We start from the raw sequence: 12,594 nt of genomic DNA, 5'->3' as shown, positions 1-12,594 counted from the left end.
TCCAGAAAGCAGGAAAGCTTCATGACCGCGACCGCAAACCCCATCGATTTTCTCTGGTTCATCCCGACCTCCGGTGACGGCACCTATCTGGGTACGGCCGATCTCAACCGCGGCCCGGAGATCGGCTATCTCCAGCAGATCGCGCAGGCAGTCGATCGGCTGGGTTATACGGGCGTGCTTTTGCCGACCGGTGTTTCCTGTGAAGAATCCTTCGTGACGGCTGCGGCGCTCTCGGCGCATACGCAGAAGCTTAAGTTTCTGGTCGCTATCCGCCCGGGTACGGCCTCGCCCGCCTATTACGCCCGTCTCGCCTCGACGCTTGATCGCGTTTCAAACGGCCGCGTATTGCTCAACATCGTCGTTGGCGGCAGCCCGGCAGAGCTCGCCGGTGACGGTATTCACCTCGAGCATGACGAACGCTACGCCCATGCCGATGAATTCTTCCATGTCTGGGAGGAGCTGTTGGAGACGGGGTCGTCCACCTTCGAAGGAAAATATATCAAGGCGACGAATGCGCGGCTCGGCCTGCCGCCGGTGCAGGCACCGCGCCCGCCGCTCTATTTCGGCGGATCGTCGGATGCGGGTATCGAATTCTCCGTCGGTCGCGTCGATAAGTACCTGACCTGGGGTGAGCCGCCAGCGCTGGTCGCAGAGAAAATCGCAAAGGTTCGCGCCGCAGCTGCCAAGCGCGGACGTGAGGTCAGCTTCGGTATCCGCCTGCATTTCATTGTTCGCGAGACGGACGAAGAGGCATGGGCTGCGGCCGACAAGCTGATTTCGAAGCTCGACGACGAGACAATCCGCGAAGCGCAGGAGCAATTCGTCAATCAGTCCGATTCCGTTGGCCAGAAGCGCATGGCCGCGCTGCATGGCGGTCGCCGCGACAAGCTCGAAGTTTCGCCGAACCTCTGGGCCGGTGTCGGCCTGGTGCGCGCCGGAGCGGGTACGGCGCTTGTGGGATCGCCGAAGACGGTGGCTGCAAGGTTGCGGGAATATCAGGAGCTCGGCATCGAAACCGTGATCGGCTCCGGCTATCCGCATCTGGAGGAAGCCTATCGTGTGGCCGAGCTGCTCTTCCCCGAGCTAGGATTGAAGCGTGACGAGCAGCGCGCCGGGTTCCGCAACGAGTTCGGCGCAAAGCAGATTTTCGCGGGCGGCAGCCATGGCGGCAATCTCAAGGTCGTGTCCGGCTCGTAACGCCAGATCAAAGGGAGATTCCCATGTCGGCATTCGACACGTCCTTCGCCCGCGTGGCCTCGGAACGACGCACGCGCCAGACCAGGGTCGCGCGGCAAGGCATCTCGTTCCAGAGATTCCTGCCCTTCCTGCTTCCTGTTGTCGTCATCGCGGCATGGCAGCTGGGTTCGTCGCTTGGATGGATCTCCAACCGCATTATGCCGTCGCCGGCGGCAGTCGTGGTCGCCTTCTGGCAAACCACGATCTCCGGGCAACTGCCGAACAATATCCTCGTCAGCGCCGGCCGCGCCTTTGCTGGCCTGCTGGTCGGCGGCTCGATCGGCTTCCTGCTCGGTATCGCCAACGGCGTGTCACGGCTGTCGGAGCAATTGACCGATACGACGTTGCAGATGCTGCGCACCATTCCGCATCTCGCCATGGTGCCGCTCGTCATTCTCTGGTTCGGGATCGGCGAGGAATCCAAGCTGTTCCTGACGGCGCTCGGCGTGCTTTTCCCGATCTATCTCAACACCTACCACGGCGTGCGCAATGTCGATCGCGGGCTGATCGAGATGGGACGGGTCTACGGCATGAGCAACTGGACGCTGTTCCGGAAGGTCATCTTCCCCGGCGCACTTCCGTCCATTCTCGTCGGCTTGCGCTTTGCTCTCGGCATCATGTGGCTGACGTTGATCGTCGCTGAATCGATCGCCGCATCGTCAGGCATCGGATATATGGCCAACAATGCCCGCGAGTTCGGCATGACCGATGTCGTGGTGCTGACGCTGGTCATCTACGCGATCCTCGGCAAGCTCGCCGATGTCGTTGCGCGGGCAATCGAGCGAAGGGCCTTGCGTTGGAATCCGGCCTATCAGAATTGAGGAGCTTCCGATGAGCGTCAACACACTCGATCGCCCACGGGCGGAAGATAAAAATGTCGCCTCGCAGGTTACGGGCGCTGCAGCCATCCATATCAAGGGTCTGGAGAAGAGTTTCGGCAACAACCGCGTCCTGCGTGGCATCGATCTTGATATTCCCGCCGGCCAATTCGTCGCCGTCATCGGTAAAAGCGGCTGTGGGAAGAGCACGTTGCTGCGCATTCTGATGGGGCTGGAAGAGCCGAGCGCCGGCCATTTGCGCTTCGAAGCGGTCGATGGCGGTGACACACAGCCCAATACCCGCATCGTCTTTCAGGAGCCGCGGCTGCTGCCCTGGCTTTCGGTCGCGGACAATGTTGCGGTGGGCCTGGGCGAGGGTGTGCCGCAGGATATCTCGCGCAAGGAGACGGCATCCGTTCTTTCCGAGGTGCAGCTTGCCGAGAAAGCCGGCGAATGGCCGTCCAGCCTTTCCGGCGGGCAGAAGCAGCGCGTGGCGCTGGCCCGAGCGCTCGTCAGCAAACCCGGTATCCTTGCCCTCGATGAACCGCTCGGTGCACTGGATGCTTTGACCCGCATCAGCATGCAGGAACTGCTGAACCGCGTCTGGCGTGAACTCGGCTTTACCGCTGTGCTCGTGACTCACGATGTCAGCGAAGCCGTGCATCTGGCTGATCGGGTCGTGGTGCTGGACGAGGGCAGGATCGTGCTCGATCTTGCCATTCCCTATCCGCATCCGCGCCGCCATGGCAATCCGGCGCTCGCAGAGCTCGAAGGGCAGCTGCTGGCGGCAATCCTCGGTGATGCACGGGGTTAGAGCTTTTCCGCTTTTCTTAATCGCGAAAACGCTCTAGCTCTTTGTTTTTACGCAATTCCGGACAGAAAACCGCTACGCACTTTTCCTGGAATAGCTTTAGTTCGGCCTGCTATCGTCTCCCTCGACATAGAGCTTGAGGTTGTCGAAGCCGATTTCCGTACCCATCAGCCGCGAGCCGTTGTCGCTGTAGCCGTCGAGGAACACGACCTGTTCGACGAAGGTCATTTTCGTGCCACCGGGCTCGGGGGCGAAGCTGGCTGTTGCCAGCGATACGGAGATTCTGACGTCGCCGAGCATCATGTCGAAGGCATAGATGAAACGCTCGTTCTGGACGACGTCGATATAGCGCGCCTGATAGGCATGAATGACGCCCTCGGTTGAGGCGACGCGATTGCTTTCGCTGCCGCCGGCACGGAAATCTAGCTGGAACTCCAGCTGCTTCCAATCATCATGACAGCCGAACCATTGCTGCTTCTGCTCCGGTATTGCCCAGGCATCGAAGACCTTGGGCAGGGGTGCTTTGAAATGACGCTCTATGGTGATCGTCGTATGATCTGTGGATCTTATGCTCATTCGTCCGTCGTCTCCGTCGATGTATCAGCGAGAAAGAGGTCGAGCCGGTCGAAGGCCCGGTTCCAGGATGCCTTGCGCTCGGCGATCCAGCGCTCGATGGCTGCCAGCGCTTCCTTGCGCAGGTGATAGGTGCGCACTCGTCCGGCCTTTTGCGACAGCACCAGTCCGCTCGCCTCAAGCACCTGCAGATGTTTCATCACAGTTGGCAGTGCCATGTCGAGCGGCTGTGCCAGTTCCGTGACTGAGGCCGGTCCACGTCCGAGCCGGTCGATCATGCCGCGCCGGCTCTGGTCGGAGAGGGCTTGGAACATGCGGTCGAGCGCCTGTGTTTCCTCAAGCATTCGGTTTTCCCGGCCGGAACGGCGCCGGCAGCTTGTCGCTATATGGGTACATATGGAAATAAGGCATTGCTTCCTGCAGGACGCGGGCGAAGGAGGGGCGCTCAAGGAGGCGCCGATAATAGGCCTTCAGCCGGCCATGCTCCTCGCCGAAGGGAACGAGCGTTTGGGCGTAAAATAGGGCCGGTGCGGCGGCGCAATCCGCCATGGTCACATTGTCTCCGGTGATCCAAGTTTTTCCGTCCAGCTGTTTTTCGATCATGCCATAAGCAGTGCGCAGCAAGGTCTCGGCTTCGGCGACGCTTTGCGGGCGTTGGTCCTGTTCCGCCCGGCGCACGTCGGCGACAATCGCTTGCATCGGCTCCTGCACATACAGGTCGAAAAAGCGATCCCAGAGCCTGACGCACAGGGCATCCGAAAGTTCGGTCGGCAACAGCTGCGTTCCGCCGGGATAATGCCGGTCGAGATATTCGATGATGATACTGGTCTCGGGAACGGTGCTGTCGAGTGCTTCATCGCGCAGGACTGGAAACTTGGCGAGAGGCCAGAGGCGCACAAGCGAGGCGCGCGATTCCGCATTGCCGAGATCGATGATACGGCTTTTGAATGGCGTCCCGTTTTCATAGAGCGCCATCAACACCTTGTGGCAGAACGAGGCGAGGGGATGCTGGTAGAGAATAAGGGACATGCGGCGACCTTTCTGATATCAAGGTTCGAGCTGATACTTACCAGAATGGCTAAGTATCAGCTCGCCGGTTGCCGCGCAAGGAAATAGTTATCCAAATGAGTAACTATTTTCGATGTGATGTATTTCGCCTCAATCGGCGAGACGACGGGCGATGACCAGATGACCCGGCGTCGGCTGGCCATCTTCCATGCGGACGTTGATGTCGGTGATTTCGACGAGTTCGAAGCCGGTCGCAGTCAGCCGCTCGCGCACATAGGCTTCGGAATGGGCGAAGCGCTGATGCGGGCCGACCATATAGGGGCGTCCGGCCATGACCGCCTCAGGCAGGGTTTCCGAAGAGAAGATGAAGAGGCCGCCTGGCGTCATGTTTTCGGCTGTGCCGAAGAAGAGAGGCTCCAGCGCGCCGAGATAGGGCAGGACATCCGTCGCGGTGATGAGATCGAAGGCATCCTCATCGTTGTCGTCGAGGAAATCCTCGACTTCGGCGACGAAGAGTGTCTCGTAGATGTCCTTCTCATGGGCGACTTCGACCATGTTCTCGGAAATGTCGATCCCGGTGATATCCTCGACGATATCGCGCAGAGTACCGCCCGTCAGGCCCGTGCCGCAGCCGAGGTCGAGCATGCGCTTGAAGGGGCCGAGGCCGAGGGCTTGCAGGCGCTGGCGAACGAGGACCGGAACATGGTAGCCGAGCTGCTCCACCAGCACATCCTCGAAAACTTCGGCATGCTGATCGAAGAGCGTCTCGACATAGGCGTCCGGCGCCTTCACCGGCGTCTCGCCGCGGCCCATGGAGGCAATGCGGACGGCCGCGCCGCCGTGGTCTTCAGGGTCTAGGGCCAGCACCTTCTCATAGGCCTGAACGGCGGCGTCGATATCGCCCGCCTTCTCCAGTTCCAGTGCCCGGTTATAGGCTTCCGCAAGCGCGTCTTCGTCGATCTTCTTCTTTGCCATGAGTGACAGCCCTTCCATTCGTCACGCAGGCATTAAGGCGCTTGATCGGCTTTTGCAATGCTTGCCGTCTCGCCCAATCGGCGCACCGGTGTGCCAAAGGCTCAACGCGGCTAGTGCAGGATGAATTCGCCCTTCACAGCTCGCCATTCGGTCGCTGAAATCAGCTTGCGATGGACATAGCGCACGGAATGCAGTGGGCCATCCAGCGTTTCCTGCCAGAATTTCAGGAAGCCGCGCATTTCCGGGAAGTTCGGGGCGAGATCATAATCCTGCCAGATATAGGTCTGGAGGATTTGCGGATGATCGGGCAGGCGGTAGAAGATCTGCGCCGTAGTCAACCCATAACCGTGCAACTGCTTTTGCATGTCGTTATGCATGAGCTTTCTCTTTCCGTTCCCATTCTTGTCGTGACTCATGATCACTCAAATATGGAAACAGCAGATGGTAAACTCAAGCTTTACAAAAATGTCATGAAGGAAATTTATTCACAGAAATCAATGCACTAGCAGCAACAATGCGAGAGTGCTGCCACGGCGGCGCTTCGAACGCCGCCTTTTATGAGATCAGCGCTTGAGATGCCGTGTCAGCCCGCCTTCCATCCGCGCCCAGCCGTTTCGCATGAGTTCGACGATCACGAGATAGAAGATCGCTGCCCAGAGGTAGATCTGGTAGTCGTAGGTCCGCGAGAAGGCATAGCGTGTTTCGCCCATCAGGTCGAAGACCGTAATAATGGAGACGGTTGCCGAACTCTTGATCAGCAGGATGATCTCGTTGCCGTAAGGACGCAGCGCCACGATGAGCGCTTGTGGAATGATGATCTTGCGGAAGGCGATCCAGGTATGGATACCAAGCGCGCTGGCCGCTTCCCGCTGGCCCTTCGGCACGCTCTGAATGGCGCCCCGGACGATTTCCGTCTGATAGGCCGCCGTGTTCAGCGTCATGGCGAAGACGCCGCAATAGAAGGGATCCTTGAAGAACCACCAGAGGCCGATATCCTCGAAGAACCAGCGAAAGCTCGGGAAACCGTAATAGACCATGAAAATCTGGGCCAGCAGCGGCGTGCCGCGAAACAGATAGACATAGCAATAGGTCAGCGTGCTCAGGATCTTGTTGCTCGACATTCGGGCAAAGGCCAGCGGTATCGAGAGAATCGCGCCGAGAATAAAGGATGTGGCGACCAGCTTGACCGTGATCCAGAGGCCGTGAAGCAGCCGTGGCCCATAGGTTTCGAGCTTGTCAACATCCCAGCCGGTTATAATCATTGCCAGCAGCGAAATACCGAGAATGGCCCAGAGGGTCAGAAAGAAATAGCCGGCGATCCGCGCCTTGGACAGCTTCTTGATCGTCTTCGGCGGTGCCGGCTGCGCGGCGATCAGAACTTCAGCATGGCTCATCGATGGACCTCCGCACGTTTAGCCCATCGATCGAGATAGAAGAGGCCGACGGAAGAGATGACGGCCAGCGTCAGATAAAACAGGCAGGCGATGGAATAGAAGGTGAAGGGCGCCTTGGTGGCACGGACGGCGATCCCTGTCTGCCTGATGATGTCGGCGAGACCGATGATGGACACGTAAGACGTATCCTTCAGCAGGTTCATCCAGAGGTTCCCGAGATTTGGCAAGGAAATGCGCACGAGTTGCGGCACGATGATAAGCCGCATGGTTCGGGCCCTGTGGAATCCAAGGGAATCGCCTGCCTCATACTGGCCTTTGGGAATGGCCTTGAAGGCAGAGAGGAGGACTTCCGAGCAATAGGCGGAAAAGACGATTGCCAGCGCCACCATGCCGGCCGCGAAGGCATTGATCTCAACGGGTCCGTCATAACCGAATTTCGCGAGCACGGACTGCAGGAGGATCTGCATGCCATAGTAGATGATGAAGAGCGTCAGCAGCTCCGGCAGACCACGGAAAATCGTCGTGAAGACACCGGCGGCGAGCCGCAGCGATTTCTCTTCAGATTGCTGCGCGAGCGCCACAAAGAAGCCGATGACGATGCCAAGCGGCAGCGTTAGAACCGAAACGGTGATGGTAATCTTCAACCCGCCGGCAAGCTCATCGCCCCATCCTGTGTCACCGCAGGCGAGCATCGTATTCTGACCGAACAGAGTGAACAGTCCGGCCGGACCACATAACGGGTCAAAAATCGTACTCAACCAGGTCCACAAGGAACCAAGGGCGGAAAACAATCCGCTCATGCTGTATTTCCCCTAGCGGCTTTTGCCGCGTTTCTGCTTATATTCTTCTCGTTGTCAAACAAAAACGGCGGAAGGGCAAGCTTCCGCCGTCGTCTTTTCCCAGGGAATCGACGGGCGATCAGTCGCCGTAGACGTCGAAATCGAAATACTTGTCCTGGATCTTCTTGTAGGTGCCGTCGGCGCGGATCGCGGCGATCGCGGCGTTCAGCTTATCCTTGAGGGCTGTATCGCCCTTGCGGATGGCAATGCCCGCACCGACGCCGTTGATGACCGGGTCGCTTTTCAGCGTGCCGAGCATCTTGCAGCAATTACCTGCATCGGACTTCACCCATTCGGACAGCACGACGACGTCATCGATGGCTGCATCGATGCGGCCGTTGCTGAGGTCGAGCTTGTATTCATCGGCCGACGGATAGAGCTTGAGTTCGGCATCCTTCAGGTGGGCAGACGCATAGTTGGCATGGGTCGTGGAGGACTGTGCGCCGATCGTCTTGCCCTTCAGGGCTTCGTCGGTCGCTTCCTTGAGCGCGGAGTCCTTCGGAACAGCGATTGCCGGCGGCGTGTTGTAGATCTTGTTGGTGAAGTCGACGATCTTCTCGCGCTCGGGCGTGATCGACATGGACGAGATGATCGCGTCGAACTTCTTGGCCTGCAGGGCCGGAATGATGCCGTCGAAATCCTGGTTCACGAAGGTGCACTTGACCTTCATCTGATCGCAAAGCGCATTGGTTATATCGATGTCGAAGCCGATGAACTTGCCGCCGGCGTCAAGCGATTCGAAAGGCGGGTAGGTCGCGTCCGTGCCGAAGACGATCGTGTCGCCGTCGGCAAGTGCCGCACCGGCGACGAGCGACATTGCGGCGAAGGACGCGGCGGCAAGAAGACGAGTGGAGATGCGCATATTGACCCTCTCTGTTGGTGGCCGGCAGCCGATTATTGTTTTTGGCAGACGGCTCGAGTGGAGCGGGCCAGTGGCCCGCCTTGCGGCGATATTCGTACTTTTTTTCTGGAAAATGCAACTGGAATTACGAAGGCAATCTGCCTTTGCGCAATGCCGTCGCAATGCAAGCCCGCCACAGGGAAATCTGAACGAAAACCATCCGCTGCGTTCAGCCAGGGTTAATTGCGGCAACCTAATAGTGCGGGAACATATAGCGGCTTGCCGCGATTCAGCCTCATGAGAACCGAAAATTGGCCGGGTTCCTGAGGCAATCGCCTTGCCGCTGAGATTCGCAATTCGGCGGACAAAGATCATAAGAGGAGACCCCTATGGGAAAGCGATCCAGACTATTTGCCAGCGCCGCGTTTCCGCTGCTTTCGCTATCGCTCGCCTTCGAGCCGGCAGCGGCCGCGGCCCTTCGTGAACAGCCCGTCGCACCGCCTAGCAATGGCATCGTCGACGTAGCCGCGACTGCTGCAGACGCAAGTTTCGAGGTAGCCCAACAGGAGGCGCCTGCAGCTCAGCCGGATGAAGAGCAGCTCAAGCACAAGAAGCCAGCTGAAGGTGGAGAGGGGCAGAAGCATCAAGGTGGCGGCGAGCAGCAGCACCAGATGAAGCAGGCCGAGCCAGAAGGCGAGCCGCAGCAGAAGGCGCCGAAGCAGCAACAGCCGGAAGCCCAGCCGCCGAAGGCCGAACACCAGCAGCCCGCGGAGCAGGAGCAGCCGAAGCCGCAGAAGCAGCAGCCGGCCGCAGAGGCTCCGCCCGAACCGAAGAAGCAGCGACAGCAACCGGCCGAACAGCAGCCTCAGGCACAGCCCGAAGCTAAACCGCAGCCTAAGGCAGTCGCTCCCCAGGCAGAGCCAGAAGCACCGCAGCCGAAGTCGAAGGCCAAGCAGCCTGAAGCCAAGCAGCCGGCCGAAGCGCCGCAGCCGAAGGTAGAGCAGCAGCCAGCTACGGAAGCGCAGCCGGAAGCCCAGCCGCCGAAGGCTAAGCCTGGTGCGAAGGCACAGCAACCGGCGCCGGCCGAGAAGCAAGCTCCCGCCGCCAGCGAACAGCCGAATCAGGAGGCCCAGCCTGGAAAGCAGGCACAGCCCGAACAGAACGCCCATCCTAAGCCGCAAGGTCAGACCGAGGCGCCGGCAAAGCAACCCGCCGAGCAGCAGCCGGCGCCCGCCGGTGAACCCGCTCAGAGACACAAGGCACAGCCGGGAACGCAGGCACAGCCTGAAACCCAGCCCGGGACGCCGGCGACTCCTGGCTCCCAGCAGGGGCAGAAGCAGGGTGGCGATAAAACTCACGGCAAACAGCCGCTAAATCAGCAGCCGGGCGAGCAGCCCACCACCAATCCGCAGCAGCCAGCCCAACAGGGCACGCCGCAGGGACAACCCGCACAGGCTGGTAACCCGGCAACGCCGCAGCCCGGCAAGCAGCAGCCGGCCAATGGCGCCGCGACGCCGGCACAGGGCGGCGCAACGCCTCCTGCCGCCAATGGCAATGCTCAGCAGGCCGGCGAAATCCAGGTACCTCCGGCCGAGCAGGTTTCGCCGCAGGAACTGGAACGCCGCAAGAAGATCGCCGAGAACCCGGCTTCCGCCAACGGCCCGGTCATCCTACCGGTCGAAAACGGCAGCGCGGTTCTCGACAGCCAGAAGGGGGCGGTTCGTCGGGGCGATCACCTGAACAATGGTCAAAATCCCGGTGCTCCGGGTGCGCAGGGTGGTCGCGGACAGGCGGGACAGGTCCAACCGAACGGGCAGGCTCAGAATGCCCCGGCTCAACAGCCGCCGGCCGCTTACACCAAGCCGCCGACTTCTGACGCCGAGGCGCAGCGCGCGGCAGCCGGCGGTCAGCCGCAACCTCCAGTCAAAATGGAAGCCGTGACCAGCGAGCAGGGTCGCCGCATCGATCGTCGGCCGGATTTCGTGCCGCCGCAGGGAACGACGGTCCAGACCATCATCAATCAGGATAACCGGACCATCGTGAATGTCGACAACACCTATGTCGTTCGCCACGATGATAGCGAGCGCTTCATTCGAGGCGGCGAGCGGCCGGTCTACGAACAACTGCCGCGTGACCGCTATCGCGAGACGATCGATCAGCCCGACGGCGATCGCGTCGTGACGATCCGCAACCGCTACGGCGACATCATCCAGCGCTCGCGCATTGACTCCAGCGGTCGCGAATATGTGCTGTTCTACTCGCCGGAACTGGAAAATCGTCCTGACAATGACGACTACTACCGCGATCCGGGTGAAGATCTGCCGCCGATGCGCCTGCTCATTCCGCTGAGCCAGTACATCATCGATACGGCATCGAATCGCAATGCCGACTATTACGACTTCCTGCGCGAGCCGCCGGTCGAGCCGGTCGAGCGTATCTATTCGGTCAACGAAGTCCGCTATTCGGCTCGTATCCGAGACAAGATCCGCCGTATCGACCTCGACACGATCACCTTCGCAACGGGCAGCGCCGAAATTCCGATGTCGCAGGCGAGCACCCTTCGCGGTGTCGCCGATGGCATGTCGAAGATCATCAAGCGCGATCCGACAGAAACCTTCCTGATCGAGGGGCATACGGATGCCGTGGGTTCGGCCCAGAGCAATCTGATCCTGTCGGACCAACGCGCGGAATCGGTCGCCAACGTGCTGACGGATGTCTACGGCATTCCTGCCGAAAACCTGGTCACCCAGGGCTATGGCGAGCAGTATCTCAAGGTGAATACGCTCGGCCCGTCGCAGGAAAACCGCCGCGTCACCATTCGCCGCATCACGCCGCTGGTGCGCCCGGTCGCGTCCAACCAGTAAATATCAGACCACATTAAGGGCAGGGCCGTCGGGAAACCGGCGGCCTTTCTCATTTCGGATGGTCGTCGAGACCTACTTTTGCAGCGATGAAATCGGTGATGGCAACCGTGTCGTCGAGGTTGAAAACGGCGAGCGAACCGGCGTCTTCAACTGGATGATCGGCAGCGATGGCGACGATGTGAGGGTCCTGCGGCGCGAGCGGTTCGCGCTTTGCCGCTTCCAGCCGGCGCGCCTCGATCTTCGGAATGGGTTCGCGCTTGTAACCCTCGATCAAAACAAGGTCGCAAGGGGCGAGACGTGCCAGTATTTCTTCGAAGCTCGGTTCGGGGGCGCCGCGCAATTCGTGCATGATGGCATAGCGCGTGCCTGAAACGATGGTGACTTCATGCGCGCCGGCCTCGCGATGACGAAAACTGTCGGCGCCCACCTTGTCGATATCGAAATCATGATGCGCATGCTTGATGGTCGAGATGCGATAGCCGCGCCGGGTGAATTCCGTGACCAGCCTCACGGCAAGCCCCGTCTTGCCGGAATTCTTCCAGCCGGCGATGCCGAAGATCTTGGGCCGAGATTTCGTCATGATGTGCGTTCCAAAGCTGCCAGCCATGTCTCCGCTTCGGCGAGATCGGCTGGTGTATTGATGTTGAAGAAGGGGTCGAGAGGCCCGATTGCCGTTTCGACCGTGGGAAACTTCACCCGCCACACCTTATGCCTGGCGAGGAAATCTCTCACGCGCCGCTTTTCGTCGGAAGCGATCCATTGTTCCAGATCTGCGGCTGCGGAAACGGGCCAGAGACCGAAAACAGGATGATCCTGACCAAGGGATGCGGCAATGGCAATCTCGTCGGGGCCATGAAGGACATCGGCAAGGCGCTGGACAAGGTCGGAAGGAAAGAAAGGGCTGTCTATGGGGATGGTAGCGATATGCGAGACCTCAGGGTAGCGCAATAGCGCGTCCTGCAGCGCGGTGAGCACACCTGCAAGCGGCCCTATCTTACCGGGAATTCTGTCCGGAATGAGCCGCATCCCTATGGCGTCAGGCCAATCGGCATCCGCATTCAGTGCGATCGGTTTGCGTTGCCGCTGCCCGATCTTCGACGCGATACGAACGAGCAAGCTTTCGCCGGCGAGTAGTGCAAAGGCCTTATTCGCGCCCATGCGGCTGGAGCGGCCGCCGGCAAGCAGAACGACGGGAATATCTTCCGGGTTGGAGATGAAGTCGGACATGATTGCGA

The 12,594-nt window shown here is 60.1% G+C and carries 14 protein-coding genes; 4 read left to right on the top strand and 10 right to left on the bottom strand.

The genetic code is table 11. The features are described from left to right. Nucleotides 1–21: 21 nt before the first annotated feature. From ssuD to PH562_RS15630, 3 genes are read left to right on the top strand one after another with little or no spacing between them, the layout of a single operon-like run. Complete coding sequence (gene ssuD / locus PH562_RS15640; protein ID WP_285174023.1) at nucleotides 22–1,197, top strand: FMNH2-dependent alkanesulfonate monooxygenase; 1,176 nt, start codon at nucleotides 22–24, stop codon at nucleotides 1,195–1,197. Nucleotides 1,198–1,220: 23 nt separating this feature from the next. Beyond that, nucleotides 1,221–2,057, top strand: coding sequence for an aliphatic sulfonate ABC transporter permease SsuC (gene ssuC / locus PH562_RS15635; protein ID WP_285174021.1), 837 nt, complete (start codon nucleotides 1,221–1,223; stop codon nucleotides 2,055–2,057). A 10-nt stretch (nucleotides 2,058–2,067) separates the two neighbouring features. After that, entirely contained in the window at nucleotides 2,068–2,868 is an 801-nt protein-coding gene (locus tag PH562_RS15630; RefSeq protein WP_285174020.1) for an ABC transporter ATP-binding protein, read from the top strand. A 96-nt stretch (nucleotides 2,869–2,964) separates the two neighbouring features. Here the strand turns inward: PH562_RS15630 and PH562_RS15625 are convergent, their stop codons facing one another. The 8 genes from PH562_RS15625 to PH562_RS15590 form a co-directional block, all read right to left on the bottom strand. Then, entirely contained in the window at nucleotides 2,965–3,441 is a 477-nt protein-coding gene (locus PH562_RS15625; protein WP_285174019.1) for an SRPBCC family protein, read from the bottom strand. Continuing rightward, nucleotides 3,438–3,782 carry an ArsR/SmtB family transcription factor gene (locus tag PH562_RS15620; RefSeq protein WP_285174018.1) on the bottom strand — a complete coding sequence of 115 codons (345 nt, stop codon included), beginning with the start codon at nucleotides 3,780–3,782 and terminating at the stop codon, nucleotides 3,438–3,440. Before PH562_RS15620 ends, PH562_RS15625 begins: the two co-directional genes overlap by 4 nt. After that, nucleotides 3,775–4,467, bottom strand: a complete 693-nt coding sequence (locus PH562_RS15615) for a glutathione S-transferase family protein (RefSeq protein ID WP_285174017.1) — start codon at nucleotides 4,465–4,467, stop codon at nucleotides 3,775–3,777. The genes PH562_RS15620 and PH562_RS15615 overlap by 8 nt, the downstream gene beginning before the upstream one ends. Before the next feature lie 129 nt (nucleotides 4,468–4,596). Then, entirely contained in the window at nucleotides 4,597–5,421 is an 825-nt protein-coding gene (locus tag PH562_RS15610; RefSeq protein WP_285174016.1) for a class I SAM-dependent methyltransferase, read from the bottom strand. A gap of 110 nt (nucleotides 5,422–5,531) precedes the next feature. Continuing rightward, nucleotides 5,532–5,798: an usg protein gene (locus PH562_RS15605; RefSeq protein ID WP_095435087.1), complete on the bottom strand. Its 267-nt coding sequence runs from the start codon at nucleotides 5,796–5,798 to the stop codon at nucleotides 5,532–5,534. A 186-nt stretch (nucleotides 5,799–5,984) separates the two neighbouring features. Next, complete coding sequence (locus tag PH562_RS15600; protein ID WP_285174014.1) at nucleotides 5,985–6,815, bottom strand: ABC transporter permease; 831 nt, start codon at nucleotides 6,813–6,815, stop codon at nucleotides 5,985–5,987. After that, nucleotides 6,812–7,615 carry an ABC transporter permease gene (locus PH562_RS15595; protein ID WP_285174012.1) on the bottom strand — a complete coding sequence of 268 codons (804 nt, stop codon included), beginning with the start codon at nucleotides 7,613–7,615 and terminating at the stop codon, nucleotides 6,812–6,814. The genes PH562_RS15600 and PH562_RS15595 overlap by 4 nt, the downstream gene beginning before the upstream one ends. A 118-nt stretch (nucleotides 7,616–7,733) precedes the next feature. After that, nucleotides 7,734–8,516, bottom strand: a complete 783-nt coding sequence (locus PH562_RS15590; RefSeq protein ID WP_113229691.1) for a lysine/arginine/ornithine ABC transporter substrate-binding protein — start codon at nucleotides 8,514–8,516, stop codon at nucleotides 7,734–7,736. Nucleotides 8,517–8,884: 368 nt separating this feature from the next. Between PH562_RS15590 and PH562_RS15585 the strand changes: the two genes are divergently transcribed. After that, nucleotides 8,885–11,359 (top strand): OmpA family protein, encoded by a 2,475-nt coding sequence (locus PH562_RS15585; RefSeq protein ID WP_285174010.1) that lies wholly within the window; start codon nucleotides 8,885–8,887, stop codon nucleotides 11,357–11,359. Nucleotides 11,360–11,408: 49 nt separating this feature from the next. Here the strand turns inward: PH562_RS15585 and mobB are convergent, their stop codons facing one another. Beyond that, the gene (mobB, locus tag PH562_RS15580; protein ID WP_285174009.1) at nucleotides 11,409–11,939 is read right to left on the bottom strand and encodes a molybdopterin-guanine dinucleotide biosynthesis protein B; all 531 of its coding nucleotides are present in this window, start codon (nucleotides 11,937–11,939) and stop codon (nucleotides 11,409–11,411) included. After that, on the bottom strand, nucleotides 11,936–12,586 hold the full coding sequence (gene mobA / locus PH562_RS15575; protein ID WP_285174008.1) for a molybdenum cofactor guanylyltransferase MobA: 651 nt from the start codon (nucleotides 12,584–12,586) through the stop codon (nucleotides 11,936–11,938). Before mobA ends, mobB begins: the two co-directional genes overlap by 4 nt. Between the last annotated feature and the right edge of the window lie 8 nt (nucleotides 12,587–12,594).

Origin of the sequence: Rhizobium centroccidentale (assembly GCF_030182565.1) — a bacterium.
GTDB lineage: Bacteria > Pseudomonadota > Alphaproteobacteria > Rhizobiales > Rhizobiaceae > Rhizobium.
Note: the sequence above shows the minus strand (reverse complement) of the source record. Positions and strands in the feature narration are given on the sequence as shown.

What these genes read in the sequence shown, in the direction of transcription:
- PH562_RS15590 (WP_113229691.1), bottom strand. Translation starts at nt 8,516, where the DNA reads ATGCGCATCTCCACTCGTCTTCTTGCCGCCGCGTCCTTCGCCGCAATG.
- ssuD (WP_285174023.1), top strand. Translation starts at nt 22, where the DNA reads ATGACCGCGACCGCAAACCCCATCGATTTTCTCTGGTTCATCCCGACC.
- PH562_RS15605 (WP_095435087.1), bottom strand. Translation starts at nt 5,798, where the DNA reads ATGCATAACGACATGCAAAAGCAGTTGCACGGTTATGGGTTGACTACG.
- PH562_RS15620 (WP_285174018.1), bottom strand. Translation starts at nt 3,782, where the DNA reads ATGCTTGAGGAAACACAGGCGCTCGACCGCATGTTCCAAGCCCTCTCC.
- mobA (WP_285174008.1), bottom strand. Translation starts at nt 12,586, where the DNA reads ATGTCCGACTTCATCTCCAACCCGGAAGATATTCCCGTCGTTCTGCTT.
- PH562_RS15630 (WP_285174020.1), top strand. Translation starts at nt 2,068, where the DNA reads ATGAGCGTCAACACACTCGATCGCCCACGGGCGGAAGATAAAAATGTC.
- PH562_RS15595 (WP_285174012.1), bottom strand. Translation starts at nt 7,615, where the DNA reads ATGAGCGGATTGTTTTCCGCCCTTGGTTCCTTGTGGACCTGGTTGAGT.
- PH562_RS15585 (WP_285174010.1), top strand. Translation starts at nt 8,885, where the DNA reads ATGGGAAAGCGATCCAGACTATTTGCCAGCGCCGCGTTTCCGCTGCTT.
- mobB (WP_285174009.1), bottom strand. Translation starts at nt 11,939, where the DNA reads ATGACGAAATCTCGGCCCAAGATCTTCGGCATCGCCGGCTGGAAGAAT.
- PH562_RS15625 (WP_285174019.1), bottom strand. Translation starts at nt 3,441, where the DNA reads ATGAGCATAAGATCCACAGATCATACGACGATCACCATAGAGCGTCAT.
- PH562_RS15610 (WP_285174016.1), bottom strand. Translation starts at nt 5,421, where the DNA reads ATGGCAAAGAAGAAGATCGACGAAGACGCGCTTGCGGAAGCCTATAAC.
- ssuC (WP_285174021.1), top strand. Translation starts at nt 1,221, where the DNA reads ATGTCGGCATTCGACACGTCCTTCGCCCGCGTGGCCTCGGAACGACGC.
- PH562_RS15615 (WP_285174017.1), bottom strand. Translation starts at nt 4,467, where the DNA reads ATGTCCCTTATTCTCTACCAGCATCCCCTCGCCTCGTTCTGCCACAAG.
- PH562_RS15600 (WP_285174014.1), bottom strand. Translation starts at nt 6,815, where the DNA reads ATGAGCCATGCTGAAGTTCTGATCGCCGCGCAGCCGGCACCGCCGAAG.